Annotated in this window: 30 protein-coding genes; 24 read left to right on the top strand and 6 right to left on the bottom strand. The window is 64.2% G+C overall.

The genetic code is table 11. The features are described 5' to 3' along the window. A complete protein-coding gene (locus tag G0P99_RS21910) occupies positions 1-774 on the bottom strand; it encodes a helix-turn-helix transcriptional regulator (RefSeq protein ID WP_164132618.1) in 774 nt (257 codons plus the stop codon). 148 nt (positions 775-922) lie between these two features. On the opposite strand from G0P99_RS21910, the gene G0P99_RS21905 reads away from it, so the two are divergent. The 21 genes from G0P99_RS21905 (at position 923) to G0P99_RS21805 (ending at position 18,365) form a co-directional block, all read left to right on the top strand. Further along, positions 923-2,023 (top strand): ABC transporter ATP-binding protein, encoded by a 1,101-nt coding sequence (locus G0P99_RS21905; RefSeq protein WP_239059906.1) that lies wholly within the window; start codon positions 923-925, stop codon positions 2,021-2,023. Between the two features lie 32 nt (positions 2,024-2,055). Continuing rightward, positions 2,056-3,219 carry a PotD/PotF family extracellular solute-binding protein gene (locus G0P99_RS21900; RefSeq protein WP_164132616.1) on the top strand — a complete coding sequence of 388 codons (1,164 nt, stop codon included), beginning with the start codon at positions 2,056-2,058 and terminating at the stop codon, positions 3,217-3,219. A 37-nt stretch (positions 3,220-3,256) separates the two neighbouring features. Next, complete coding sequence (locus tag G0P99_RS21895) at positions 3,257-4,108, top strand: ABC transporter permease (RefSeq protein WP_164132615.1); 852 nt, start codon at positions 3,257-3,259, stop codon at positions 4,106-4,108. Positions 4,109-4,115: 7 nt separating this feature from the next. Beyond that, a complete protein-coding gene (locus G0P99_RS21890) occupies positions 4,116-4,934 on the top strand; it encodes an ABC transporter permease (RefSeq protein ID WP_164132614.1) in 819 nt (272 codons plus the stop codon). A gap of 29 nt (positions 4,935-4,963) precedes the next feature. Beyond that, positions 4,964-5,713 (top strand): SDR family NAD(P)-dependent oxidoreductase, encoded by a 750-nt coding sequence (locus G0P99_RS21885; RefSeq protein WP_164132613.1) that lies wholly within the window; start codon positions 4,964-4,966, stop codon positions 5,711-5,713. A gap of 133 nt (positions 5,714-5,846) precedes the next feature. Next, positions 5,847-7,019 (top strand): phage portal protein, encoded by a 1,173-nt coding sequence (locus G0P99_RS21880; RefSeq protein ID WP_164132612.1) that lies wholly within the window; start codon positions 5,847-5,849, stop codon positions 7,017-7,019. Then, positions 7,012-7,236, top strand: a complete 225-nt coding sequence (locus G0P99_RS21875) for a hypothetical protein (RefSeq protein ID WP_093032992.1) — start codon at positions 7,012-7,014, stop codon at positions 7,234-7,236. The genes G0P99_RS21880 and G0P99_RS21875 overlap by 8 nt, the downstream gene beginning before the upstream one ends. Positions 7,237-7,264: 28 nt before the next feature. After that, a complete protein-coding gene (locus tag G0P99_RS21870) occupies positions 7,265-7,822 on the top strand; it encodes an HK97 family phage prohead protease (protein ID WP_164132611.1) in 558 nt (185 codons plus the stop codon). A 33-nt stretch (positions 7,823-7,855) separates the two neighbouring features. Continuing rightward, positions 7,856-9,034, top strand: a complete 1,179-nt coding sequence (locus G0P99_RS21865; protein ID WP_164132610.1) for a phage major capsid protein — start codon at positions 7,856-7,858, stop codon at positions 9,032-9,034. Between the two features lie 166 nt (positions 9,035-9,200). Beyond that, entirely contained in the window at positions 9,201-9,800 is a 600-nt protein-coding gene (locus tag G0P99_RS21860; RefSeq protein WP_164132609.1) for a head-tail connector protein, read from the top strand. Continuing rightward, positions 9,797-10,135, top strand: a complete 339-nt coding sequence (locus G0P99_RS21855) for a phage head closure protein (RefSeq protein WP_164132608.1) — start codon at positions 9,797-9,799, stop codon at positions 10,133-10,135. Before G0P99_RS21860 ends, G0P99_RS21855 begins: the two co-directional genes overlap by 4 nt. Further along, positions 10,132-10,545: a DUF3168 domain-containing protein gene (locus G0P99_RS21850; RefSeq protein WP_164132607.1), complete on the top strand. Its 414-nt coding sequence runs from the start codon at positions 10,132-10,134 to the stop codon at positions 10,543-10,545. Before G0P99_RS21855 ends, G0P99_RS21850 begins: the two co-directional genes overlap by 4 nt. Positions 10,546-10,569: 24 nt before the next feature. Further along, complete coding sequence (locus G0P99_RS21845; protein ID WP_164132606.1) at positions 10,570-10,983, top strand: phage major tail protein, TP901-1 family; 414 nt, start codon at positions 10,570-10,572, stop codon at positions 10,981-10,983. 2 nt (positions 10,984-10,985) lie between these two features. After that, a complete protein-coding gene (locus G0P99_RS21840; protein WP_164132605.1) occupies positions 10,986-11,306 on the top strand; it encodes a gene transfer agent family protein in 321 nt (106 codons plus the stop codon). After that, on the top strand, positions 11,303-11,512 hold the full coding sequence (locus G0P99_RS21835) for a rcc01693 family protein (RefSeq protein ID WP_164132604.1): 210 nt from the start codon (positions 11,303-11,305) through the stop codon (positions 11,510-11,512). Before G0P99_RS21840 ends, G0P99_RS21835 begins: the two co-directional genes overlap by 4 nt. Further along, a complete protein-coding gene (locus G0P99_RS21830; RefSeq protein ID WP_164132603.1) occupies positions 11,499-12,161 on the top strand; it encodes a phage tail tape measure protein in 663 nt (220 codons plus the stop codon). The genes G0P99_RS21835 and G0P99_RS21830 overlap by 14 nt, the downstream gene beginning before the upstream one ends. 15 nt (positions 12,162-12,176) lie before the next feature. Beyond that, positions 12,177-12,809 (top strand): DUF2460 domain-containing protein, encoded by a 633-nt coding sequence (locus G0P99_RS21825; protein ID WP_164132602.1) that lies wholly within the window; start codon positions 12,177-12,179, stop codon positions 12,807-12,809. Continuing rightward, positions 12,809-13,696 carry a DUF2163 domain-containing protein gene (locus G0P99_RS21820; protein WP_164132601.1) on the top strand — a complete coding sequence of 296 codons (888 nt, stop codon included), beginning with the start codon at positions 12,809-12,811 and terminating at the stop codon, positions 13,694-13,696. Before G0P99_RS21825 ends, G0P99_RS21820 begins: the two co-directional genes overlap by 1 nt. After that, a complete protein-coding gene (locus G0P99_RS21815; RefSeq protein ID WP_164132600.1) occupies positions 13,693-14,139 on the top strand; it encodes a peptidase in 447 nt (148 codons plus the stop codon). Before G0P99_RS21820 ends, G0P99_RS21815 begins: the two co-directional genes overlap by 4 nt. Then, on the top strand, positions 14,139-18,065 hold the full coding sequence (locus tag G0P99_RS21810; protein ID WP_164132599.1) for a glycoside hydrolase/phage tail family protein: 3,927 nt from the start codon (positions 14,139-14,141) through the stop codon (positions 18,063-18,065). Before G0P99_RS21815 ends, G0P99_RS21810 begins: the two co-directional genes overlap by 1 nt. Positions 18,066-18,068: 3 nt before the next feature. Further along, on the top strand, positions 18,069-18,365 hold the full coding sequence (locus G0P99_RS21805) for a hypothetical protein (protein ID WP_164132598.1): 297 nt from the start codon (positions 18,069-18,071) through the stop codon (positions 18,363-18,365). Here the strand turns inward: G0P99_RS21805 and G0P99_RS21800 are convergent. After that, a complete protein-coding gene (locus G0P99_RS21800) occupies positions 18,346-18,684 on the bottom strand; it encodes a TraR/DksA C4-type zinc finger protein (protein ID WP_164132597.1) in 339 nt (112 codons plus the stop codon). The two genes, G0P99_RS21805 and G0P99_RS21800, sit on opposite strands and share 20 nt — an antisense overlap. Positions 18,685-18,768: 84 nt before the next feature. Here G0P99_RS21800 and cysE point away from each other — a divergent pair, with 84 nt between their 5' ends. The 3 genes from cysE (at position 18,769) to G0P99_RS21785 (ending at position 22,305) form a co-directional block, all read left to right on the top strand. Continuing rightward, positions 18,769-19,581 (top strand): serine O-acetyltransferase, encoded by an 813-nt coding sequence (cysE, locus tag G0P99_RS21795; RefSeq protein WP_164132596.1) that lies wholly within the window; start codon positions 18,769-18,771, stop codon positions 19,579-19,581. A gap of 280 nt (positions 19,582-19,861) precedes the next feature. Beyond that, entirely contained in the window at positions 19,862-20,926 is a 1,065-nt protein-coding gene (locus tag G0P99_RS21790) for a PLP-dependent cysteine synthase family protein (protein ID WP_164132595.1), read from the top strand. Between the two features lie 350 nt (positions 20,927-21,276). Beyond that, entirely contained in the window at positions 21,277-22,305 is a 1,029-nt protein-coding gene (locus G0P99_RS21785) for a hypothetical protein (protein ID WP_203583211.1), read from the top strand. 197 nt (positions 22,306-22,502) lie between these two features. On the opposite strand, the gene G0P99_RS21780 is transcribed toward G0P99_RS21785, so the two are convergent. The 4 genes from G0P99_RS21780 to G0P99_RS21765 all read right to left on the bottom strand — a co-directional run bounded on the left by G0P99_RS21780 (position 22,503) and on the right by G0P99_RS21765 (position 26,691). Beyond that, entirely contained in the window at positions 22,503-23,822 is a 1,320-nt protein-coding gene (locus G0P99_RS21780) for a pyruvate dehydrogenase complex dihydrolipoamide acetyltransferase (RefSeq protein WP_164132594.1), read from the bottom strand. A gap of 12 nt (positions 23,823-23,834) precedes the next feature. After that, positions 23,835-25,217: a pyruvate dehydrogenase complex E1 component subunit beta gene (locus G0P99_RS21775; RefSeq protein ID WP_164132593.1), complete on the bottom strand. Its 1,383-nt coding sequence runs from the start codon at positions 25,215-25,217 to the stop codon at positions 23,835-23,837. Between the two features lie 14 nt (positions 25,218-25,231). Further along, the gene (gene pdhA, locus G0P99_RS21770) at positions 25,232-26,224 is read right to left on the bottom strand and encodes a pyruvate dehydrogenase (acetyl-transferring) E1 component subunit alpha (protein ID WP_164132592.1); all 993 of its coding nucleotides are present in this window, start codon (positions 26,222-26,224) and stop codon (positions 25,232-25,234) included. A 167-nt stretch (positions 26,225-26,391) separates the two neighbouring features. Next, on the bottom strand, positions 26,392-26,691 hold the full coding sequence (locus G0P99_RS21765) for a septum formation initiator family protein (protein ID WP_164132591.1): 300 nt from the start codon (positions 26,689-26,691) through the stop codon (positions 26,392-26,394). Positions 26,692-26,775 lie beyond the last annotated feature (84 nt).

Raw genomic sequence — 26,775 nt, 5'->3', positions numbered from 1 at the left:
TCAGACGATGCCGGCGATGAATTTGGAGAACAGCTCTCCCTGCGAGTTGATCCGAAGCTTGGCATAGATGTTGCGGCGGTGGATGCGCACGGTGCCTGGCGAGATGCCCAGGATGGCGCCGACCGCATCCGCCGAATGGCCCTTGAGCGTGTGTTCGACGACCTCGCGTTCGCGCGGGGTCAGGAGGCCCTCGCCGAAGGCATGAAAGGCGCGGTCGACCTTGCCGCGCACCGAGCCCTGAGGCGGGGCTTCGGCGCCGATCTTGTGGGCGAAGTCCGCCCAGTGCCGCTGGCACATGACCTCGACCATCGGCCAGACTGCGGTCAGATGCCGGTATTCCTTGGCAGAGAAGGTCCGGTCGGAGCGCATCAGCGAGACCACGACCATGCCGGTGCCGGGGATCTCGATGAAATAGCCGATTTCCTCGGCCAGACCGGTCTGGACATAATAGCTGCGGAAGTATTCGCCCTGGTAGAACCGGTCAGGCGCGACATCGCGCATCCGGTAAAGGCCGGGTGCGACCGGCTTGGTGGCGGCCAGGAAGAACGGATCGAGCACGTAGGGCCCGGCCTGGTAATCCTGGACGAAGACCTGCCGTTTGGAGGCGGGAAAGTCGTCGTAGAGATCCATCGGCGGGTTGGAGCCGACATAGCCGAAGACCACCGTGTAGTCGAAGGGCGCCACGGCGCGCAGGGCGTCGGCCAGCGCAGCGGGAAAGCCGGGCGTGCCGATCCGGCGCACGGTTTCGGCGGCTTCGCCTATCCATTCGAACATCTCATCCCCCGTCTACTCAGATCGGCATATTCAAAATGGGGTATATACAACAAAACGAAGTTCTTGCAAAAATATACCTGTCTAAGCGGTATATCTAGAATCGCAAAAAAGACAAGTACGGGGAAAACAAGAGCATATGAGTTTCGACATGAGCGCAGCCGTGCGAACCATCGCGGAATTCCGGGGCCTGACCAAGACATTCGGGCCTGTCGTGGCGGCCAGCGATCTGAACCTGTCCATTGCCGAGGGCGAGTTTCTGTCCTTTCTGGGGCCGTCAGGATGCGGCAAGACCACGGCGTTGCGGATGCTGGCGGGGTTCGAGGCGCCGACCGAGGGCGAGGTGCTGCTGGACGGCGAGGTGGTGAACCATGTCGAGGCGCATAACCGGCCGGTGAACATGGTGTTCCAGCACTATGCGCTGTTCCCGCATCTGAGCGTGTTCGACAATATCGCCTATGGTCTGCGCCAGCGCCGGCCCCAGCCCGACCGCGCCACGGTCAAGCAGAAGGTCGAGAAGGTGCTGGAGATCGTGCGGCTGGAGGGCTTTGGTCCGCGGCGCATCTGGGAGATGTCGGGCGGCCAGCAGCAGCGGGTGGCGCTGGCGCGGGCCATTGTGAACGAGCCCAAGATCCTGCTTTTGGACGAGCCGATGGCGGCGCTGGACCGCAAGCTGCGCAAGGAGATGCAGATCGAGTTGCAGACCCTTCAGCGGCGGCTGGGGATCACCTTTGTGCTGGTCACGCATGACCAGGAAGAGGCGCTGTCGATGTCGGATCGCATCTGCGTCATGAACGGGGGCCGGATCGTGCAGGTGGGCACGCCGCGCGAGCTGTATGACAACCCGCGCACCCGCTATGTGGCGGGGTTTGTCGGCACGTCGAATTTCTTTGACGCGGTGGTGGCCGAGGCGGGTCCGGACCATGTTGCGGCACGGCTGGCCGGGGGCCAGCACGTGCGGGGCAAGCCGGGCTTTGCGGTCAAGACTGGGCAGGAGGTCTGTGTCAGTATCCGCCCCGAGCAGATCGCCCTGTCGCGGGAGGCACCCGACGCAGGCATGTCCGAGCCGGTGACCATCCTGAACCGGATCTTTCTGGGCGAACATACGGAATACCTGGTGCGGAGCGGAACGCTGGGGGACATCCTGGTCCTTGTGCCGCGGCAGTCGGAATTGAACGCGGGGACGTTCAATGTGGGAGAGGAAGCCTTTGTTTCATGGGATGAAAACGCGCTTCTGATCCTTGAACAGTAAAAACAGTCACCCCAAGCAACAGAGAGGTTGTCATGTCCAAAGACGACGGAACGATTTCGAAGAAGCGGTTCATGGAGGAACTCCGCCGCTATCAAAAAGGCTCGGTGACGCGCCGGCATTTCCTGGGCGTAACCGGGCTTGGCGTGGCCAGCGCGGTCATGGGGGCGGCGGTGCCCGGCCTGCGGCCGAGACCGGCCTGGGCCGCGGGCGATATCGGCGACCGGGTGATCCTGGCCACCTGGCCCAATTATCATGACGAGGCCAATTTCGACGCCTTTACCGAGGCGACCGGGGCGCATGTGCAGGTCAATGTCTTTGGCTCGAACGAAGAGATGCTGGCCAAGCTTCAGGCGGGCGGATCGGGTTGGGACGTATTCGTGCCCACCAATTATACGATCACGACCTATGTGGATGAGGATCTGATCGCCCCGCTGGATACGTCGAAACTGGCGAATTACGATGCGGGATCGTTTGAACAGCGGTTCTCGGACGCGGGCAGCGTGAACGGTACGCTTTACGCGGTGCCCAAGAACTGGGGCACCACCGGTTTTGCCATCAATACCAGCAAGCTGGATGGGGCGCCGACACCGACCACCTGGAAGGAATTCTGGGACCTGACGATGGGCACCTATTCCGGCCGCACCATGGTGCATGACTATCAGCTGACGACCATCGGCAACGCGCTGAAATATTTCGGCTATTCCTTCAACTCGGTGGACGAGAAGGAACTGGCGGATGCCGAGAAGCTGCTGTTGGACGCCAAGCCGCATCTGTTTGCGATCTCGTCGGATTACCAGCCGCCGATGCGCAATGGTGATGCCTGGATGACCATGTGCTGGACCGGCGACGGCAAGCAGATGAATGTCGACATGCCCGAGATCGTTTATGTCCTGGGCAAGGAAGGCGGCGAGCTGTGGTCGGATTACTATGCAATCCCGAAGGGGGCACCGCATATGGACGCGGCCTATGCGCTGATCAACTTCCTGCTGGATCCGGCAGTGAACGCGAAAGAAGTGCTGGCGCATGGCTATCCTTCGGCGGATGCGCGCACCAATGCGCTTTTGCCCAAGGAACTGCTGGAAGATCCGATCCTGTACCCGGCGGCGGACCTGCTGAGCGCGCTTGAGTTCGGCGCGGCGGCAACGCTGACGGACCCGAACCGGGCGGAACTGCTGGCCCGGTTCAAGTCGGCCTGACCACGCGAAAGCAAACCGAAAGAGGAGAGGGCCCCACATGAGGCAGCTAAGGAGAAACGGCGTGTTGCTGGCCCCGGCGGGGATCTGGCTGTTGGTCATGCTGGTGCTGCCGCTGGTTGTGGTGTTCATCTTCTCTTTCGGAGAGCGCGGGGCGGCGGGCGGCTATGTTCCGGCCCTGACGCTGGAGCAATATGCCAATCTGCCGGCGCGATGGACGGCGTTCAAGAACACGCTGATCCTGGCGCCGCTGGGCACCCTGGCGGCCTTGCTGATCGCCTATCCGCTGGCCTATTACCTGGCCGTGCGCTGTTCTCCAAAATGGCGCACGACCCTTCTGATCCTGGTGATCGTGCCATTCTGGACCTCGATCCTGATCCGGTCCTATGCGTGGATCTTCATCCTGGGCGGGCGCGGGATACCGGCGCTGCTGGAGATGGTGGGGATCGACGAGGTGCGCCTGATCAACACACCCTTTGCGGTGCTGGTGGGTATCGTCTATGGCTATCTGCCGCTGATGGTGTTCCCGATCTTTGTCAGCCTCGACAAGCTGGACAAGCGGTTGCTGGAGGCATCCTCGGACCTCGGCTCGACGCCGCTCAGGACATTCTGGCAGGTGACGCTGCCGCTGTCGGTGCCGGGGGTGGCGACGGGCTGTATGCTGGTCTTCATCCTGCTTATGGGCGAGTTCCTGATCCCGGCGATCCTGGGCGGCGGCAAGGTGTTCTTTGTCGGCAACGCGCTGGTTGATCTGTTCCTGCAATCGCGCAACTGGGCCTTTGGCTCGGCCGTGGCGATGACGCTGGTGTTCATCATGCTGGTGACGGTGACGGTCTATATGAAATTCATCTCGCGGCTGGGCGGCCAGCGCGACGATATCTCGCTGATGTGAGGGCGGCATGCGTCTTTATGCGATCTCAGTCTACCTGTTCCTCTATATCCCGATCGGGGTGATCGCGGTCTTCAGCTTCAACTCGGGCCGCCATGCCAGCCAGTTCATGGGATTTTCCACCAAGTGGTATGGCAAGGCGCTGAGCAATCCCTTTGTCATGGACGCGCTGGAGACCAGCCTGATCGCGGCCTTCCTGACCGCCTGTCTGGCGGCGAGCCTGGGCACCATGGCGGCGATTGCGTTGCAGGGGGTGAGCGGCTGGCTGCGGACGCTGTTCGACGCGCTGATCTATATCGCGGTGATGATCCCGGGCATCGTGATCGGGATCGCCACGCTGATCGCGCTGGTTACCGTGTTCGGCTGGGTGAACCCGATGCTGGCGGCGCTCTGGCCCGAGGGGGCGACACCGCCGCAGTTGAACATGGGCATGGGCACGCTGGTGGCGGCGCATACGATGTTCACCATGGCGCTGGTGATCATCATCGTGCGGGCGCGGATCGCGGGGATGGACCGGTCGCTGCTGGAGGCCTCGCAGGACCTGTTCGCGACGCCCTGGGGCACGTTCCGGCAGGTGACGCTGCCGCTGATCGCGCCAGCGATCCTGGCGGGGTTCCTGCTGAGCTTCACCTTTTCCTTTGACGATTTCATCATCGCGTTCTTTGTCGCCGGGTCCGAGACGACGCTGCCGATCTATATCTTTTCGTCGATCCGGCGCGGGGTGACGCCCGAGATCAACGCCATTGGCACGATGGTGATGGCGGCCTCGCTGATGCTGCTGGTGATCGCGCAGATGCTGCTGCGGCGCGGCGTGTCGAAATCGGGCTGAAACCTGGAAACTGCTGAGGAGACAGTAACATGCGGCTTGCAGGCAAGGTCGCCCTGTTGACCGGGGCGGGGTCGGGGATTGGCAGGGCGAGCGCCATGGCGATGGCGCGGGAAGGCGCGCGGGTGATGGTGACCGACCGCGATGGCACGCTGGCCGGGGCGGTGGCCGAGGAGATCGGCGGCGGGGCGCGCGCGTGCGCGGTGGATGTGACCTGTGACGCGGCGCTGGGCAACGCGGTGGCCGATACGGTGCGGCAGTTCGGGCGGCTCGATGTGCTGCATTCGCATGCGGGCTTGCAGGTCGCGGGGACGCTGGAAGAGGTGGAACCGGCCGATATGGATGCCTCGTGGGCGCTGAACGTGCGGTCGCATTTCGTGGCCGCGCGCGCCGCGGTGCCGCATATGAAGGCGCAGGGCGGCGGCAGCGTGATCGTGACGGCGTCGAATTCGGGTGTGCAATACGACCGGGGCATGATCGCCTATGCAACCACCAAACACGCGGCGGTGGCCATGGTGCGCCAGATGGCGGCGGATTACGCCCGCCACGCGATCCGGTTCAACGCGTTGTGCCCCGGCTTTGTCGACACGCCGTTCAATGCCGGGTTTGAACAGCAGATGGGCGGTCGGGCGGCGCTGGAATCCTATGTGCGCGAGACGATCCCGATGGGGCGCTGGGCCACGGTCGATGAGATTGCCGAGGGCGTTGTCTATCTGGCCTCGGACGCTTCGGCCTTTATGACCGGGCAGGCCTTTGTCATCGACGGTGGCGAGTTCCTGTAAAGCGGCCCTCAAGGTGTTGCCTGACCTGCGAACGGTCTGTTTCCGCATCCTGAACAGTCTTGGACGATAACTCCTGTCAACGAGGCCATGAGAGCGCATCCGGCGCCGGGGCACAGAGATAGGAGCAAACGTCATGATCTTTGATTTCCTGCGTCGCGGAGCCGGAGCGGAGGCGCCCGAGGTCAAGGCGAGCGCCGCCGGGCCGGTGGTGGCCTGGCACAATGCCGGACGCGTCGCCTGGAGCCCGCGCGACACCGCCTCGCTGACGCGGACAGGGTTTGCGGGCAATCCGGTGGGGTTCCGCTCGGTCAAGCTGATCGCCGAGGCGGCGGCGGCGCTGCCGCTGGTGTTGCAGGATCATTGCCAGCGTTACGAGATCCATCCGATGCTGTCGCTGGTGCGCCGTCCGAACGCGGCGCAGGGCCGGGCCGAGCTGATGGAGGCGCTGTTTGGACAGCTCTTGCTGACCGGCAATGCCTATGTCGAGGCGGTCGCAGGCGAAGCCGGGCTGCCGCTGGAGTTGCATGTGCTGCGCTCGGACCGGATGAGCGTGGTGCCGGGCACGGATGGCTGGCCGGTGGCCTATACCTATACCGTGGGGGCCAAGACGCATCGGTTCGATACGGATTCCATCTGTCATATCAAGGCGTTTCATCCACAGGACGACCATTACGGGTTTTCGCCGATGCAGGCGGCGGCGATGGCGGTGGATGTGCATAACGCGGCCTCGCGCTGGTCGAAATCGCTCTTGGACAATGCCGCGCGGCCCTCGGGCGCGCTGGTGTGGAAGGGGTCGGATGGGCAGGGCGTGATGGCCGAGGACCAGTTTCGACGCCTGTCCGACGAGATCGAGGCGAATTTCCAGGGTGCGCGCAATGCCGGCCGGCCGATGGTGCTGGAGGGTGGGCTCGACTGGAAGCCGATGGGGTTCTCGCCCTCGGACATGGAGTTTCAGAAGACCAAGGAAGCCGCCGCCCGCGAGATCGCGCTGGCCTTTGGCGTGCCGCCGATGCTGTTGGGCATCCAGGGCGACGCGACCTATTCGAACTACCAGGAGGCCAACCGGGCGTTCTATCGCCTGACCGTGCTGCCGCTGGTGACGCGGGTGGTGGCAAGTCTGTCGGAGTGGCTGTCGGGGTTTGCGGGCGAGGCGCTGGCGCTGAAACCCGACCTGGATCAGGTGCCGGCGCTGGCCGCTGAGCGCGATGCGCAATGGGCGCGGGTGACGGCGGCGGATTTCCTGTCACCGGCGGAGAAGCGGGCGATCCTGGGTCTGCCGCCGCTGGCGGAGGGTGCCGATGGCTGATGGGCCGGGCTATGCGCCCTTTGACTGCGCGCCGGGGCTGCGGCTGGAGGCGCATGAGCGGGTCTCGGCCCTGCAACACGAGCATCTGTGTCGCCGACTGGACCAACTGGACGAGGTGCTGGAGCGGTTGGAGCGGCGGCTGTGGCTGACGGTTTACGGCGTCGCGGGGGCGATCCTTGCGCAGGTCTTTCAATCGTTCCTGGTGGTTACGCCCTGAGGTTTCAGTGGATTACAAGGAGTAGGTCATGGATGTGAATACGGGGCTGGAGCACAAGTTCGCCCGGTTTGGCGAGGGGCTGACGGTCAGCGAGGATGCGGTGATCGAAGGCTATGCCAGCCTGTTTGGCCAGACCGACCAAGGCGGCGACAATGTGCAGGCGGGGGCCTATGCCGCCTCGCTGAAGGCGTTGGAGGCCGGGGGGCAGCGGGTCAAGATGCTGTGGCAGCACGACCCGTCGCAACCCATCGGGGTCTGGGACGAGGTGCGCGAGGACGCGCGCGGGCTGTGGGTCAAGGGCCGGTTGCTGGAGAGCACCCAGAAGGGGCGCGAGGCGGCGGCGCTGATCCGCGCCGGAGCGCTCGACGGTCTGTCGATCGGCTATCGCACCCGGCGGGCCATTAAGAATGACAAGGGCCAGCGGCTCTTGACCGAACTGGAGCTGTGGGAAGTGTCGCTGGTGACCTTTCCCATGCTGCCCAGTGCCCGGGTCGCGGCCAAGGGGACATCCCCCGAGGCAGAATGGACCTGGCGCAGCATTGCCGAGCTGTTCGACAGCGCCCGGCAGGAACTGGCGCGAAGGTAAGCGCGCCGCAACCCACCCAGAAAGGACGTGCCGATGAGCAAGACCGATGTCCCGGCCTTGGCCGGAGAGGGTGTGCCCCTGGTTCAGGAGGTGAAGCGGGCGATGGCTGGCTTCGTGAGTGAATTCAAGGGGTTTCAGACCGAACTTGAAACCAAACTGCAACAGACGGAAGAGCGACTGAACATGCTGGATCGTAAATCTCAACTCGCGGCGCGTCCGCATCTGGCCGCCTCTCATGACGAGGGAGCGCCGCATCAGAAGGCGTTCGACGCCTACCTGCGCTCGGGCGACGATGACGCGCTGCGCGGGCTGGTTCTGGAAGGCAAGGCGATGTCGACCGCGATCAACAGCGACGGTGGCTTCCTGGTCGATCCGCAGACCGCCGAGCGCATCAAGGCGGTGCTGCATTCGACCGCCTCGATCCGGTCGATTGCCTCGGTGGTCAATGTGCAGGCGAATTCGTTCGACGTGCTGATCGACCATACCGATATCGGCGCGGGCTGGGCGGACGAGACCGCGGCGGCCACCGAGACCGGGACGCCGTCGATCGACCGGATCTCGATCCCGCTGCACGAACTTAGCGCGCTGCCCAAGGCGAGCCAGCGCCTGCTGGACGACAGCGCCTTTGACATCGAGGGCTGGCTGGCGGGCCGTATCGCCGACAAGTTCGCACGCGCCGAGGCTGACAGTTTCATCAATGGCGACGGGGTGAACAAGCCGCGCGGTTTCCTGAATCATCCGGCGGTCGAGAATGACAGCTGGGCCTGGGGCAATCTGGGCTATGTCGCCTCGGGCGTGGCCGGGGGGGTCGATGCCGACGATGTGGTCGATCTGGTCTATGCGCTGGGCGCGCAGTACCGGGGCAACGGTGCCTTTGTGATGAACTCGAAGACCGCTGGCGTGATCCGCAAGTTGAAGGACGCCGACGGCCGCTTTCTGTGGTCGGACGGTCTGGCGGCGGGAGAGCCCGCGCGCCTGATGGGCTATCCGGTGGTGATTGCCGAGGACATGCCGGATCCGGCGACCGACAGCTACTCCATCGCGTTTGGCGATTTCAGCGCGGGCTATACCGTGGCCGAGCGCCCCGACCTGCGGGTGCTGCGTGACCCGTTCAGCGCCAAGCCGCATGTGCTGTTTTACGCGACCAAGCGCGTGGGCGGCGATGTGAGCGACTTTGCCGCCATCAAGCTGCTGAAATTCGGCGTCGCCTGAGCGTAGCCGGGTCCGGGGCCGGGTAACCGGCCCCGGATGCGGGCGCGCGCCGGTTTCCCTGGCGTTGTCTAGCTGCTCCCCCTCCGTCCGAGCAACGCGAGGCGGCGCGGGCCCGCATGACCAGAGACGAACGGCCCGGAGGGGTCCGAGCTTGCGGAGTGAATTGATGATGTTGATCGAAGAGACAGCCGTTCCCGACGCCGCGCTGCCGGTGGCCGAGTTCAAGGCGCATTTGCGGTTGGGTACCGGGTTTGCCGAGGATGATGTTCAGGACGGGGTGTTGAACGGGTTCCTGCGGGCGGCGATTGCAGCGATCGAGGCGCGGACGGGCAAGGTTCTGATTTCACGCCAGTTCTCGTGGACGGTGTATGGCTGGCGCGACCAGACTGCCGAGGTGTTGCCGGTGGCGCCGGTGCAATCGGTCCTCTCGGTGACGCTGCGCGACGCGGCTGGTGGCGAGACGGTGCTGGCTGGCGCGGCCTATCGGCTGGAGCGTGACAGCCAGCGGCCCCGGCTGCGCCCGGCGGGCGCGCTGTTGCCGACGATACCCACGGGGGGCGCGGCGGAGATCGTTCTGCTGGCGGGCATGGCGCCCGAGTGGGGCGGGTTGCCTGCGGACCTGGGGCAGGCGGTGCTGCTCTTGGCGGCGCACTACTACGAATACCGTCACGAGACCGCGTTGGGCGATGGCTGCATGCCGTTTGGCGTGACCAGCCTGATCCAGCGCTACCGGACGGTGCGGTTCGGCTCGGGGGTGGTGCAATGAAGGCGCCGCATCTGAACCGGCGCCTGGTGCTGGAGGCGCCCGCGCGGGTGGCCGATGGCGCGGGCGGGTTCTCCGAGAGCTGGGAGGTGCTGGGCACACTCTGGGCCGAGGTGAACGCGCGCAGCGGCACCGTGCGGCTCGAGGCGGGGGCGTCCCGCTCGCGCGTGGCCTACCGGATCACGGTGCGCGCAGCGCCGCAGGGGTCGAGCATGCGGCCCGCGCCCGAGCAGCGGCTGAGCGATGGCGCGCGGGTCTTTGTCATCCGCGCGGTGGCTGAACACGACCCGGCGGGTCGGTTCCTGACCTGTTTTGCGGATGAGGAGGTGGCGGCATGAGCTATGGCATGGCGGCGGCGTTGCAGGCGGCGGTCTATCAGCACCTGCTGGCCGATCCCGGAGTGGCGGCTCTGGTGGGGACGGATATCTACGATGCCCTGCCGGCAGGGACGGTGCCGCAGACCTATGTGCTGCTGGGCCCGGAGGAGGCGCGCGACGCCTCGGACCGCGAGAGCGGCGGGGCCGAGCACCGGTTCACCGTCTCGGTGGTGTCCGAGGCCGCCGGTTTCGCCGGGGCCAAGGCGGTGGCGGCGGCGGTGAGCGATGCGCTGGAGAATGCGGCGCTGGCGTTGGCGCGCGGGCGGCTGGTGGGGCTGTGGTTCGAGCGGGCCTCGGCCCGGCGGACCGGAACGGGGAGCGCGGTCCGGCAGATCGACCTGCGGTTTCGCGCCCGCGTCGAAGACAATTGATCAACCTGAACGTGGAGTAACATCATGGGTGCCCAAAACGGCAAGGACCTGCTGGTCAAAGTGGATATGAACGGCACGGGCCAGTTCGAAACCATCGCGGGGCTGCGTGCGACCCGCGTGAGCTTTAACGCCGAGAGCGTGGATGTCACCAGCCTGGAGAGCCAGGGTGGCTGGCGCGAGCTGCTGTCGGGCGCGGGGGTCAAATCGGCCTCGATCTCGGGCTCGGGCGTGTTCAAGGATGCGGGCACGGACGAGCGGGCGCGGCAGTTGTTCTTTGACGGCGAGACCCCGGATTTCCAGGTGATCATCCCCGATTTCGGCATTGTCGAAGGTCCGTTCCAGGTGACCGGCATCGACTATGCGGGCAGCCACAATGGCGAGGCGACCTATGAGGTGAGCCTGGCCAGCGCCGGTGCCCTGAGCTTTACCGCGATCTGATCATGGCCAATCCGTGGACGGGAGAGGTGGCCCTGGTCATCGACGGGCAGCGGCGGGTGCTGAAGCTGACGCTGGGTGCGTTGGCCGAGCTGGAGGCCGAGCTGGAGAGCGGCTCGCTGGTGGAACTGGTGCAGCGGTTCGAGGGCGGGGCGTTTTCCAGCCGCGACGTGCTGGCGCTGGTGGTCGCGGGGTTGCGCGGTGGCGGGGCCGAGGTGACGCAGGCGAGCCTGCTGCGCGCCGAGATCGCGGGCGGCCCGATGGCGGCGGCGCGGGCGGCGGCAGAGCTGCTGGCGCGTGCCTTCATGTTGCCGGGCGAGTCATGAGCGGGTTCGACTGGCCCGCGCTGATGCGGGCCGGGATGCTGGGGCTGCGGCTGACGCCCGAGGCGTTCTGGCGGCTGACCCCGGCCGAGTTGCGGCTGATGCTGGGGCAGGGCGCGGGCGCCGCGCCGATGAACCGGGCCGGGCTGGACGCCTTGCTGGCGGCCTGGCCGGACAAGAGTGAAGGAGAGGATCATGGCGGAGACTGACGGGTTTTCCGAATTGCAGGCCACCGGCGAGAGCCTGGGGGATACGCTGGGCGATGCCGCCGTGATGGCGGCGGGGTTCGATGCCGAGCTGCGCCGGGTGCGGACATCGCTGGGCCAGACCGGACAGGATGTGCAGACGCTGGAGCGGGGGCTGTCCAAGGGGCTCAGGCGGGCGTTCGACGGTGTGGTGCTGGACGGCATGAAACTGTCGGATGCGCTGGACACCATCGCGCGGTCGATGATCCAGACCACCTATTCCGCGGCGATCAAACCGGTGACCGATCATTTCGGCGGGCTGATCGCGGATGGGGTCGGGTCGCTGGTTCAGGGGCTGTTGCCCTTTGCCCAGGGCGGCTCGTTCAGCCAGGGGCGGGTGATGCCCTTTGCCAGCGGTGGCGTGGTCAGCGGGCCGGTGGCCTTTCCGATGCGCGGCGGCATGGGGTTGATGGGCGAGGCGGGGCCGGAGGCGATCATGCCGCTGGCACGCGGCGCCGATGGCAAGCTGGGCGTGCGCAACAGTGGCGGCGGCCGGGCGGTGAACGTGGTGATGAACATCACCACCCCCGATGTGCAGGGGTTCCGCCGCAGTCAGGGCCAGATCGCGGCCCAGATGGGCCGCGCCCTGGGGCGTGGCAACCGCAATCGCTGAGGAAGGGAGCGCGCAATGAATTTCCACGAGGTCAGATTCCCCGCCAACCTGAGCTTTGGCTCGGTCGGCGGGCCGGAGCGGCGCACCGATATCGTGACGCTGGTCAATGGATACGAGGAGCGCAACACGCCCTGGGCGCATTCGCGGCGCCGCTATGACGCGGGCGTGGGTATGCGTTCGCTGGACGATGTCGAGACGCTGATCGCGTTTTTCGAGGCGCGGCAGGGGCAGATGTACGGCTTCCGCTGGAAGGACTGGTCCGATTACAAGTCGAGCCTGGCCTCGGTGGAGGTCAAGTTCGACGATCAGGTGATTGCCAGTGGCGACGGGATCGAGACCCGGTTTCCGCTGATCAAGACCTATCGCTCGGGGCAGTTTTCTTATGCGCGGCCGATTGCCAAGCCGGTGCTGGGCAGCGTGCGGGTGGGCATCGACCAGGACGAGATGAAGGAGGGCGTTGATTACGCGGTGGATACGACCTCCGGGCTGGTGAGTTTCGTGACGCCGCCGACCGAAGGGGCGGTGATCCGCGCCGGGTTCGAGTTCGACGTGCCGGTGCGGTTCGACACCGACCGGATCCAGACCAGCGTCGCCAGCTTCCGCGCCGGCGACGTGCCCAATGTGCCGGTGGTCGAGGTGCGGGTCTGATGGGCGGGGTAAGCGAGGCCTTGCAGGCCCATCTGGCGCGCGGGGTGACCACTTTGTGCCGGTGCTGGGCCATTCGGCGCAAGGATGGCGAGACGTTCGGGTTTACGGACCATGATCGGGCGCTGAACTTCGAAGGTGTCTGTTTCAAGGCCGACAGCGGGCTGTCGGCGGCGGCACTGGAGCAGAGCACCGGCCTGTCGGTGGACAATTCCGAGGCGCTGGGCGCGCTCAGCGATGCGGCGGTGCGCGAGGAGGATATCGAGGCGGGCCGGTTCGACGGCGCCGAGGTGCTGTCCTGGCTGGTGAACTGGGCTGAACCCGAGCAGCGCTGGTTGCAGTTCCGTGGCTCGATCGGAGAGCTGGGCAGGGGTGGCGGGGCGTTTCATGCCGAGCTGCGCGGGTTGACGGATGTGCTGAACCAGCCATTGGGGCGGGTCTATCAGAAGCCTTGTACGGCCGTGCTGGGGGATGTCCGGTGTCGGTTCGATCTGGCCACGCCGGGTTACACCACCGATCTGGTGGTGGGTGAGATGGAAGAGGCGCGCCTGTTTCGCTGGCCCTTGCTCGACGGGTTCGAGCCGGGTTGGTTTCAGCGCGGGCGGGTCGACGTTCTGGACGGGTCGGCAAAGGGCCTCTGGGCGCTGATCAAGAGCGACCGGATCGTCGACGGGCAGCGTGAGATCGAGCTGTGGGAGCCGATGCGGGGCGGCATCCGGGCGGGCGACGCGGTGCGCCTGAGCGCGGGCTGTGACAAGCGGATGGAGACCTGCCGGTTGAAGTTCAACAATCTGTCGAATTTCCAAGGATTTCCCGATCTGCCGCGCGAGGATTGGGTGATCGCGACGCCGAAACGGATCGGCGCCAATACCGGCGGGAGCCTGCGATGAGTGCCCAAGGCGTCAGGATCGTGGGCTTGGCCCGGCACTGGCTGGGCACGCCTTACCGCCACCAATGCTCAGTCCGGGGCGCGGGCAGCGATTGTCTGGGCCTGATCCGGGGTGTCTGGCGTGAGTTGAAGGGCGGCGAGCCCGAGGCGGTGCCGGCCTATTCCATGGACTGGTCCGAGCCGCAGGGTGAAGAGCGTCTGTGGGCGGCAGCGCAGCGGCATCTGCGCGAGGTTGTAGGCGGCGACATGGCCCTGGGCGAAGTGCTGCTGTTCCGGATGCGAGCGGGCAGCGTGGCGAAACATCTGGGCATCGTCTCGGTGACGGGGACCTGTCCCCGGTTCATCCACGCCTATAGCGGGCATGGTGTGGTGGAAAGCCCGCTCAGCGCGCCGTGGATGCGGCGCGTGGTGGCCCGGTTCGAATTTCCCTTGGAGGTGTGCTGATGGCGACGATACTTCTTTCGGCTGCGGGTGCGGCCATTGGCGGCTCGATTGGCGGGACCGTCGCGGGCCTGTCCTCGGTCGTTCTGGGGCGGGCCGTGGGGGCCACGCTGGGCCGGGTGATCGACCAGCGTCTGCTGGGATCCGGGGCATCGGCGGTGGAGACCGGCAAGGTGGACCGCTTCCGCTTGACAAATTCAGGCGAGGGCAACCCGGTTGCCCAGGTTCATGGCCGGATGCGGGTGGGCGGTCAGGTGATCTGGGCTTCGGATTTTGTCGAGACCACCTCGGTCAGCGGTGGCGGCAAGGGGGGGCGTTCGCAACCCAAGACGACGACCTACAGCTATTCCGTCTCGCTGGCGGTGGCGCTGTGCGAGGGCGAGATCGCGGGCGTGCGGCGGATCTGGGCGGATGGCGAGGAGATCGCGCCCGCCGAGCTGGACATGCGGGTCTATCGCGGCACCGAGGACCAGTTGCCCGACCCGCTGCTGGAGGCTGTCGAGGGGGCGGGTATGGTGCCGGCCTATCGCGGCACCGCCTATGTGGTGTTCGAAAACCTGGCGCTGGACCGGTTCGGCAACCGGGTGCCGCAGTTTTCCTTTGAGGTGGTGCGCGGCGACCAGCCGGGAAGCGCGGAATACTCCGAGAGTCTGGCGCAACTGGTTCGGGGGGTGGCGGTGATCCCGGGAACGGGCGAATATTCGCTGGCCACGACGCAGGTGAATTACACCACCGGGCCGGGCAGCTATTGGGCGGCCAACTCAAATTCGCCTTCGGGCCAGACCGACTTTGTCACCTCGATGGAGGCGTTGGCGGACGAACTGCCGGGGACCGGAGCGGCGTCGCTGGTGGTGTCCTGGTTCGGTAGCGACCTGCGCTGCGGTTCCTGTGAGATCAAGCCCAAAGTCGAGCGTAAGGAGATCGACGGGGCCAACATGTCCTGGCGGGTGTCGGGACTGACCCGAGCGACAGCAGACGAGATCGCGCGGGTGGCGGACAGGCCGATCTATGGCGGCACACCGGCGGATACGGCGGTAGTCGAGGCGATCCGGCATATGAAGAACAGTGGACAACGGGTGATGTTCTATCCGTTCATCCTGATGGATCAGCTGGAGGGCAATGCCTTGCCCGACCCCTGGACGGGGGGCGAGGGGCAGGCGCACCTGCCGTGGCGCGGGCGGATTACTCTGAGCCTGGCGCCGGGCCAGCCCGGCTCGCCCGACCAGAGTTCCGGGGCCGATGCGGAGGTGGCGGCGTTTTTCGGCGTGGCGAGTGCTGCCGATTTCACCGTTGGCGAAGGGGTTGTTACCTATACCGGCTCGGAGGGGGACTGGGGAATGCGGCGGTTCATTCTGCATTATGCCGCGCTCTGTGCGGCGGCGGGCGGGGTTGCGTCCTTTTGCATCGGCTCCGAGATGCGCGGGCTGACCCAGATCCGCGGCGCGGCGGGCTTTCCGGCGGTTGCGGAATTGCGGGCGCTTGCGGCCGAGGTGCGGTCTATTCTGGGACCAGAGACCAAGATTGGCTATGCTGCTGACTGGAGCGAGTATTTCGGATATCAGCCGCAGGACGGCAGCGGCGACCGGTATTTCCACCTGGACCCGTTGTGGGCGGATGCCAGTATCGACTTTGTCGGGATCGACAATTACATGCCGCTGTCCGACTGGCGTGATATGCCGGGTCATGCCGACGCGTTGGCCGGGGCGGCGGCGATCTATGAGCAGAGTTATCTGCGCAGCAATGTCGAAGGCGGGGAAGGCTACGATTGGTACTATCACTCGCCCGAGGCGGAAGCGGCGCAGATCCGCACGCCGATCACCGATGCAGCGCATGGAGAGCCCTGGGTCTGGCGGTACAAGGACATTCGCAACTGGTGGCTGAACAGTCATCACGAGCGGATCGGCGGTGTCCGGCAGGCGGTGCCGACCGATTGGGTGCCGCAGTCGAAACCAGTCTGGTTCACCGAACTGGGCTGCGCGGCGGTGGACAAGGGGACCAATCAGCCCAACAAGTTCCTTGATCCCAAATCCTCGGAATCGAGCCTGCCAAAGTATTCGAACGGCGCGCGCGATGATCTGATCCAGATCCAGTACTTGCGCGCTGTTCTGGGGTATTGGGACGATCCGGCGGCCAATCCGGTGTCCGAAGAGTATGGCGGGCCGATGATCGACCTGGACAATGCCTATGTCTGGGCTTGGGATGCGCGGCCGTTTCCGGCCTTTCCGAACAACCGTGATCTTTGGTCCGATGGGGCGAACTATGCCCGGGGTCATTGGCTGAACGGGCGCAGCGGGAACCGGACGCTGGCGGCAGTGGTGAGCGAGATCTGCGGTCGCGCCGGGCTGACAGAGATCGACGTCAGCCGGTTGTGGGGTATCGTGCGCGGCTATGTGGTGGATCAGGTCAGCGATGCGCGGGCGGCGCTGCAACCGCTGATGCTGCGTTACGGGTTCGATGCCATCGAGCGGGACGGGACCCTGGTGTTCCGTCTGCGCGACGGGCTGGAGCCGGTGGAATTGGATCCCGAATTGCTGGCGGTGCATGACGAGATCGAGGGCGACCGCGCCTATCGGCGCGATGCCGAGGTCGAGATGAACGGCCGGGTGCGGCTCCGGTTCGTGCAGGCAGATGCCAACCACGATGTGGTCTCGGAAGAGGCGGTGCTCCCCGATGCGGCGACGCATGCGGTTTCGTCGAGCGAGATGCCGCTGGCGATGACCCGGGCCGAGGGGCGGCAGACGGTGGAACGCTGGCTGGCAGAGGCGCGGGTGGCGCGGGAGGCGGTTCGTTTCGCTTTGCCGCCATCGCGCATGGCGCTGGGCGCGGGTGATATCGTGAGCCTGCCCGCCGCCGATGGTGAAACCGGCAGCCTGTTCCGGCTGGACCGAATCGAACAGGCCGAGTTGCAGCTGGTCGAAGCGGTTCGGATCGAGCCGAACGTTTATCTGCCGTCGGACATGGCCGAAGACCGGCCTGTATCGCAGGAGTTTGTGCCACCGGTGCCGGTTTTGCCGGTGTTTCTGGACCTGCCGCTGTTGAGCGGGGACGAGGTGCCGCACGCGCCCCATATCGCGGTGACGGCGCAACCCTGGCCGGGCACCGTGGCGCTCTATTCCTCGGATTCCGACGAAGGCTATGAACTGGACGAGATCCTTGCCGCGCGCGCAGTGATCGGGTTGACGGAATCGCCGATGCAACGGGCGGCCGTTGGGTTATGGGACCGGGGACCGGCGGTGCAGGTAAAGCTGGTCGCCGGAGCCCTGGAAACGCGCCCGCTTGAGGCGATCCTGAACGGCAAGAATCTTGCGGCGATTGGCGACGGATCCTCAGGCAACTGGGAGTTGTTCCAGTTCACCGATGCCGAACTGATCGCGCCGGATACCTATCTGTTGTGCAACCGGTTGCGCGGGCAGGCAGGAACGGATGGGATCATGCCCGATGTCTGGCCTGCGGGTTCCATGTTCGTGCTGATCGACCCTCGGGTGGTGCAGATCGGGTTGAGCAGTTCGCAACGCCGGGTCGCGCGCCATTACCGGATCGGACCGGCGCGGCGGGGCTATGACGATCCGTTTTACACGCACCTGGTCGAAGCTTTTGACGGGATTGGTCTGCGGCCCTACGCCCCCGCGCATCTGCGGGTGAGTGAGACCGGGGGCGATTTGGCTGCGCGCTGGATCCGCCGCACGCGGATCGACGGCGACGATTGGACGATGCCAGAGGTCCCGTTGGGTGAGGAAAGCGAATCCTACCTCGTGCGTGTCAGCAAGGACGGCACCGTTTTGCGGGAGCAGACGATCACCCTGCCGGAATGGGCCTATCCCGCGGCGCAGCAGGGTGCCGATGGCGCGGTACGGCCCTTTGACGTTTCGGTGGCGCAGATCTCGGCGCGGTTCGGGCCCGGCGCATTTCGGACCATCACGGTGACGTAACCCATGCGGCCGGTCCTGCATGGCGATGTCTGCGCGGCGGCGCGCGTTCTGCTGAACGCGCCCGCCCTTGACCGCGAGGTGCTGTGCCGGCGCATGATCGCCGAAGCGGAGGTTGCCGACCGGCATGTTCAGCGAACCGGGAGGATGCACCCGCTGTTTGGCAACGGGTCGCTGATGTCGGCCGCGCGCAAACGCCTTCTGGCCGACGAGCCGGGATTTGACGACCCGGACTACTGCCTGTGTTTTGAAACGGTGCTGCGGGCGCTGATTGCCCGGGCGCTTAGCCGCGGGAACAACTGACGCATAATGTGGCCGCGGGGTCGATGCGCAAACGCCCCTGTGGCAGATCCTCGCCACAGGTATCGCAATAGCCGTATTCGCCCTCGTCCATCCGCCGCAAGGCCAGGTGCAGGCGGCGTTTTTCGATATCGCGGCGGGTCTGCTGGGCCTTGGCCATCGCCTGGTTCTGCAAGGCGTCCATCCGGCTGAGCCTGCCCACGGCCTGCTGGTCCAGTTCCACCACGGACCGGGCGTCTCGGCCTGCATCCGAGCCTTCGTCCAGCTCGGCGATGCGCTGGGCAATGAGCTTGCGAAAGACAGACAGATCCTGGCTATTCATTTTTGTTGTTCCTTCGATCACGCATTGCGGTTGGCCAAATCCATCCTATCTCGCTAGATTAGGCGCAGCAAAGGATGACAGGCCATGATGGAAACACGCACCAAACTCGCCCCCGTCGACCCGGTCTGGGACCGGATCACAGCCGAAGCACTGGAGGCCGTGGACAAGGAACCGTTGATGGGCGGGCTGGTCCATGCCTGTATACTGCACCACAGGAACCTGGAAAAGGCGCTGTCCTATCGCATCGCGGCCAAGCTCTGCTCGAACGAGATGTCGATGGTTGTGCTGCGTGAGATCGTCGATGATGCTTATGACAGCGCGCCCGAACTGATCGAGGCCGCGCGGGCCGACCTGATGGCGGTGTACGAGCGTGACCCGGCCTGCCACAGACTGTTGCAGCCGATCCTGTACTTCAAAGGGTATCAGGCGATGCAGGCCTATCGCGTGGCGCATTGGCTGTGGACGCGCAAACGCTATGACCTGGCCTATTTCTTCCAGATGCGAGTGTCCGAAATCTTTGGCGTCGACATTCACCCGGCGGCCCGGATCGGCAAGGGCATCATGATCGACCACGCCCATTCGATCGTGATCGGCGAGACCGCCGTGGTGGGCGACAATGTCTCGATGCTGCATTCGGTGACGCTGGGCGGGACGGGCAAGGAAGAAGAGGACCGCCACCCCAAGATCGGCGATGGTGTGCTGATCGGGGCAGGGGCCAAGGTACTGGGCAACATCAAGGTCGGCCATTGCAGCCGCATCGCCGCCGGTTCCGTGGTGCTGAGCGAGGTTCCCCCCTGCAAGACAGTCGCGGGCATTCCGGCCAAGATCGTGGGCGAGGCGGGCTGCGACCAGCCCTCGGTCAACATGGATCAGCGGTTTCCGAACGGGTCGGACTGAGGCGCCCGTACCGCAGCATTCATTTGTCACGCAAACAAGAAAGGGGTGCTTTGCGCCCTTTTTTGTTTCCGTTGTATTGAATAAAATTGTTATGGTAGAAGAGCTTGCTGGTGACTTTTGATCTTAAATGGCGAGCTGTGGCAGTCCAAGGTTCCAGTTTTGTACCGCAACGGGAAAAGGCTGGTCTTATCGTACATGGACCGCCTTGCGGATCCGCCCCGCGGGACGCATTATTCCGTGCAACAACGAGACTTTCCGCAGTTTGACTTGGGGGCAAACGATGATCTTTACGACCACTGGCCGCGGGCGGCTTTATGGCTCGATCCTGGAAACGGTGGGCAATACGCCCGTGATCCGGCTGAACGCCATCGCGCCCGAACATGTCACCATGTATGTGAAATTCGAGGCGTTCAATCCGGCGGGGTCGGTCAAGGACCGGCTGGCGCTGAACATCATCGAGGCCGCCGAACGCGAGGGCCGGTTGCAGCCGGGCCAGACCGTGGTCGAGGCGACCAGCGGCAATACCGGCATCGGACTTGCCATGGTCTGCGCCGCCAAGGGCTATCCGCTGGTCATCACCATGCATGACGGCTTCTCGGTCGAACGGCGGCGTCTGATGCGGATGCTGGGCGCCAAGGTGGTGCTGACCCGCAAGGAGGACAAGGCGGTCGGTATGGTGATGAAAGCCAAAGAACTGGCCGAGGCGAATGGCTGGTTCTTGGCGCATCAGTTCGAAACCAAGGACAACGCCGATATTCACGCGGCTACCACCGCACAAGAGATCCTCGGCGATTTCGAAGGCGAACGGCTGGATCACGTGGTGCTGGGCTATGGCACCGGCGGCACCGTCACCGGCCTAGGCCGTGTGCTGAAAGGCGCGCGGCCCGGGTTGAAGATCACCCTGAGCGAGCCCGCCAATGCCGCGCTGGTGCAGTCGGGCGAGGCGCAACAGCGCAACGCCGAGGGTGAACCCGCCGCGACCCATCCCGCCTTCAACCCGCATCCGATCCAGGGCTGGACCCCGGATTTCATCCCGCTGGTGCTGCAAGAGGCGCTCGATCAGGGCTATTTCGACGCGCTGGAACCGGTGAGCGGCCCGGAAAGCATCGCCTGGTCCAAACGGCTGGCGGCGGAGGAAGGCATCCTGACCGGCATATCCGGCGGTGCCAGCCTGGCGGCAGCGATGAAGGTCGCCGAAACCGCGCCCGAGGGCTCGGTGCTGCTGGCGATGCTGCCCGATACCGGCGAGCGGTACCTCTCGACACCGCTGTTCGAGGATATCGCAGCCGAGATGGACGAGGCCGAGCAGGCGCTGTCGGCCTCGACGCCCGGTTATCAATACTGATCAGCGCGCCGCCGCCGGTTTGGTGCTGGCGGCGGTCGTGGTGTAGGTGAGTACTTGGGAAAAGACTGTGGGGGCGGGGGCGCTCCCTTTTTTGGCTTCCTATAGCGCTTTCGGGTGAGCTGTGGTTCGACCTGTCTCAGCTTCCGCTAGCGGGACGAAGCTACCGTTGGTTGTGTATCCTTGAATGCCCCATAACGGGCGCTTAGTGACCGCAGTGAAAAGTGCCCATCCCGGATTGGATCTTCGTTGCAAGCGCCGAGTAACGTTTGCCTATTGTGATGAAGCTGACTCCCGTACCTAAATGCTTCCAGCCAGCATGTTAGATTTTGTCCCGGAAAAAGGGGTCAGATTTGCAATTTGAATACACAGACGAGCAAACAGAACTCGAAAAATTGTTCGGAGGTTTTCGCCACATCAACGCATTTGGTGCAATTGTTAGAGGGGATGCCGATAGGTTACTAAAACTCATTGAAACTGCGGGCGTCCCCCCTCGTACTACCGTCTATATCAACTCGCCGGGCGGTGATGCCGAGGAGGGTATAAAGCTTGGGTGTGTAATTCGTACGTACGGACTCGAAACCTCGATAGGCACATATGCTCTTGAACCAATAAACGATGATGATCTGATCGTCGCAAGAACTCTTAGTTCAGGCAAATGTTTAAGCGCCGCAACTCTTATGTTTGCCGGTGGGCGGCTAAGGCATTTTCCAGATGGTGCAAGATTTGGGGTGCACCGCTTCGCCTATAAAAACCCTGTGCCAGAGGACGTAGAAAAATCACAAGTGCTTTCGGCTGGGATAGCCGAATTTCTAGACCAGATGGGCGTCTCGCTTGGATTTCTCAGTCTTTCGGCGGGCACAGCAAGCGATAAACATCTTGAGTTGGGCGAAGATGAACTCAGGGAACACCGGATGGTTACGGGTGGTGCGACGGAAGTTGTGTGGGGCACGGAGATGCGATCGCAAATGCTCTATGTTCGCGGCACGAGGGACTCTGTTTACGGTCGGCACAAGGTTATTTTGACCCATGCAAAGGACGTTGGGTTCATGTTTTTCGCTGTTATTGAAGCGCAAGGAAGGCAAGACGAACTCTGTAATTTTGGAGTCGTCGAAATCGTTGTGAACGGCGAAGATCAACGAATTGATATCTCCTGGCGTTGCTCACGTGAACCAAACAATGTGGATGTTGTCTTGATGGCGAAGCTCACAGAAGAGGAAGCACGACAGCTTGCGTACAGCAATAGCTTTGGGGTGCAGATTCGCGCCTCAAAGGAGGCAGAGGTTTTTCTCGGGGTGTCAGCTATGGACACCGAGGGCGGACAGGAAAGCCTGAGATCCCTGTATGAAAATATGAAAACAAGCTCCGCCCCAATTACATGAACTCGCTTGCCCAACGGTAGCCACCTCACCGCACCTGCTGGTGCCAATGGCGGCAATGCGCGTTTCAATCCATTCATGCAATTTGCAGCATCCGTCACTTTGGGCTCGGAGAGGCCAATCGAAACCAGCAGCTGCACAACAAACGAAAAGCCCCGGTCGTGAACCGGGGCTTTTGGGTGTTTGTAAGTGTCAGGCCGTCAGGCCAGCATCACCATCGGGTTTTCCAGGTTGTCGACGATCGCCTGCAACAGCTGCGCGCCGAGCGCGCCGTCGATCACCCGGTGATCGACCGACATGGTCACCGACATCACGGTCGCCACGGTCAACTCGCCGTCGGCGCCGACCACCGGTTTCTTGACCCCGGAGCCGACCGCCAGGATACCCGCATGCGGCGGGTTCACGATGGCGTCGAAATTGTCGATGCCGAACATGCCCAGGTTCGAGATGGCAAAGCTGCCGCCCTGGTATTCCTGCGGTGCCAGCTTGCGGTCGCGGGCGCGGGTGGCCAGGTCCTTCATCTCGGTCGACAGCGCCGAGAGCGACTTCATGTCGGCGTCTTTCAGCACCGGTGTGAACAGCCCGCCCTCGATGGCGACCGCAACGGCCACGTCCGAGGGTTTCAGCTTCAGCACCCGGTCGCCAGCCCAGACCGCGTTGCAGTCGGGCACCTGTTGCAGCGCATTGGCCACCGCCTTGATGATGAAGTCGTTGACGCTCAGCTTGACGCCGCGCCCTTCGAGCTGCTTGTTCAGCTGGGCGCGGAACTTCATCAGCGCATCCAGCTTGATATCGCGGCGCAGGTAGAAATGCGGGATCGTCTGCTTGGCCTCGGACAGGCGTGCGGCGATGGTCTTGCGCATACCGTCGAGCTTGACCTCTTCGTATTCGCGGCCCTCGTACATGCGGGCAACCATATCGGCGCTGGGTCCGCTCGGTGCAGCAGCGGGAGCCGCAGCAGGGGTGGCGGGAGCTGCGGCAGCAGGCGCTGCGGCAGCCGCAGCTGCCGGTTGCGCGGTGGCCCCGATCACATCGGCCTTGACGATGCGGCCATGCGGGCCGGAACCTGCGATCTGTGACAGATCGAGCCCCTTGTCGGCGGCGATCCGGCGGGCCAGCGGCGAGGCGAAGACTCGGCCGCCGTCGGCACCCTTGGGCGCGGCCGGGGCGGGGGTGGGCGCCGCTGCGGGCGCCTCCGACGCCGCAGGGGCGGCCTCGTTGCCCGCGGCGGCGGCCGGGGCCGCCTTGGGCGCGCTGGCGATATCGCCCGCGCTTTCGCCCTCTTCCAGCAGGACCGCGATGGGGGTGTTCACCTTGACCCCTTCGGTGCCCTCGGGCACCAGGATCTTGCCGACGATGCCTTCGTCGACGGCTTCGAACTCCATCGTCGCCTTATCGGTCTCGATCTCGGCCAGAAGATCACCGGAAGATACGGTGTCGCCTTCCTTGACCAGCCATTTGGCGAGCGTGCCTTCCTCCATGGTGGGAGAGAGGGCGGGCATCAGAATTTCGGTGGGCATCTCTGTCGCTCCTTACCGATAGGTCACTTGTTTGACGGCTGCGACCACTTCATCGGTGGTGACCAGCGCCAGTTTTTCCAGGTTCGCGGCATAGGGCATCGGTACGTCCTTACCCGTGCAGGTGATGATCGGCGCGTCGAGATAGTCGAAGGCCTGTTGCATCACCTCGGAGGCGATGTAACTGCCGACGGAGCCCTGCGGCCAGCCTTCCTCGACGGTGACCAGACGATTGGTCTTCATCACCGAGGCGATCACGGTCGGCAGGTCCATCGGGCGCAGCGTGCGCAGGTCGATAACCTCGGCGCTGATACCGTCAGCGGCCAGCCGCTCGGCGGCTTCGAGCGCATATTGCATGCCAATGCCGAAGCTGACGATGGTCACATCGGTGCCCTCGCGCCAGATCCGGGCCTTGCCGAAAGGTACGACAAGGTCATCGACCTGAGGCACCTCGAAGCTGCGGCCGTAAAGGATCTCGTTTTCCAGGAAGATCACCGGGTTGGGATCGCGGATCGCGGTCTTCATCAGGCCTTTGTAATCGGCGGCCGAATAGGGCATCGCCACTTTCAGGCCGGGGATCTGCATGTACCAGGCGGCATAGTCCTGGCTGTGCTGGGCACCCACGCGGGCCGCGGCGCCGTTGGGGCCACGGAACACGATGGGACAGCCCATCTGTCCGCCAGACATGTAAAGCGTCTTGGCCGCCGAGTTGATGATCTGGTCGATCGCCTGCATGGCGAAGTTGAAGGTCATGAATTCGACGATGGGCTTGAGCCCGCCAAAGGCGGAGCCAACCGCGATCCCGGCAAACCCGTGCTCGGTGATCGGCGTGTCGATCACGCGCTTTGAGCCGAACTCATCCAGCATGCCCTGGGAGATCTTGTAGGCGCCCTGGTATTCAGCGACTTCCTCGCCCATCAGATAGACGGCCTCGTCGGCGCGCATCTCTTCTGCCATCGCATCGCGCAGCGCCTCGCGCACGGTCTGGGTTTTCATCGGCGCATCCGCAGGCCAGTCGGGCGAGAGGTCCACCTGTGGCGCAGCGGGGACCGCAGCCGGGGCAGGGGTTGCGGGCGCCTCGGAGCCTCCTGCGGAGGCCGCCTCGTTGCCCGCGGCAGCCGCGGGTGCGGCTGCTGGCACCGCCTCGACGCTTTCGCCCTCTTCCACCAGGATGGCGATCGGGGTGTTGACCTTGACGCCTTCGGTGCCTTCGGCGATCAGGATCTTGCCGACGATCCCTTCGTCGACCGCCTCGAACTCCATGGTCGCCTTGTCGGTTTCAATCTCGGCCAGGATATCGCCCGAGGATACGGTGTCGCCTTCCTTGACCAGCCATTTGGCCAGGGTGCCTTCCTCCATGGTCGGAGACAGGGCGGGCATCAGAATTTCGGTTGCCATGTCGTGATGTCCTCTCAGGCGTAGATATCGGTCCAGAGCTCGTCCACGGACGGCTCGGGGCTTTCTTTCGAGAATTCGGCGGCCTGGTTGACGATCTCCTTGATCTCCTTGTCGATCGCCTTCAGGTCATCCTCGGTGGCGTGTTTGCCGCTGAGCAGCATCTCGCGCACCATCTCGATCGGGTCGCTCTGTTCGCGCACTTTCTGCACCTCTTCGCGGGTCCGGTACTTGGCCGGGTCCGACATCGAGTGGCCGCGATAGCGATAGGTCTTGACCTCGAGGATATAGGGGCCCTTGCCAGCGCGGCAGTGAGCCACGGCCTTTTCCCCGGCCTCTTTCACCGACAGCACGTTCATGCCATCGACGGTTTCGCCGGGGATGCCGAAGGCCTCGCCGCGCGTATAGATATCGGGCGAGGAGGTCGAGCGTTTCTGGGCAGTGCCCATGGCATACTGGTTGTTTTCGATGACGAAGATCACCGGCAGCTTCCACAGGGCCGCCATGTTGAAGGTCTCATAGACCTGGCCCTGATTGGCGGCGCCGTCGCCGAAATAGGCGAAGGTGACGCGGCCGTTGTCCAGATACTTGTCGGCAAAGGCCAGGCCCGCGCCCAGCGGCACCTGCGCGCCGACGATGCCGTGGCCGCCATAGAAATGTTTCTCTTTCGAGAACATGTGCATCGAGCCGCCCTTGCCCTTGCTGAGCCCGCCGATGCGGCCGGTCAGTTCGGCCATCACGCCGCCCGGATCCATGCCGCAGGCGAGCATGTGGCCGTGATCGCGGTAGGACGTGATACGCTTGTCGCCCTCTTCGGTGGCAGCTTCGAGCCCGACGACAACAGCCTCCTGGCCGATGTAGAGGTGGCAGAAACCGCCGATCAGCCCCATGCCGTACAATTGGCCGGCCTTTTCCTCGAATCGGCGGATCAGTAGCATTTCGCGATAATAGTGTTTCAGCTCGTCAGCCGAAATATTTGATTTTCTTGGCGTCTTTTTGGCGGTCGTCACTGCGGTCTCCCCCTTGCGGCAAGATAGTTTAGCATTAAACTATTGAATAAAGCATTTGAGTGCTCATGGCGAGAGATAATATGACGCGGGGGAAATCTGCCACCGCGCACTCAAAATCTTCAACGAAGATTTTGCTACAGGATTTCCGTGAAATCCTGCGCCCGGCCTCAGCGTATGACGATTTCGTCCGAGCGCAGCAGTCCCAAGACCGAGCGGGCCTGTTCGTCCAGCAGATCAAGATCGAGGAAATCGTCGGAGAGGCGCTGAGTGAGGTTCTCCATCTGGTCAATCTGACCTTGAAGCTCCGTCAGCTTGCGCGACAGCATGTCCCGTTCCGCCGCGATTTCCACCCGGCGGAACAACCCGAAATCGCCCTGTACGGCGGCAAAGGTGAAATAGGTGCTCAAGGCGAAGGAAACCGCGAAGAACAGCAAGGTGCCGAAGCTGGGTCTTGTCGTACGGGACACGCTGGGAACCTGCCGTCTTGTTTGCCTCTGTTCGCGCCTCTGCCGGGTGCGTTCTGCAAGTATGACACAGGCGAATCGCCTTGT

It is taken from the genome of Ruegeria sp. PrR005 (assembly GCF_010500245.1).
Lineage (GTDB): Bacteria > Pseudomonadota > Alphaproteobacteria > Rhodobacterales > Rhodobacteraceae > Ruegeria_B > Ruegeria_B marisflavi.
The sequence above is the reverse complement of the archived record's forward strand: the minus strand, read 5'-3'. Positions and strand labels throughout refer to the sequence as shown.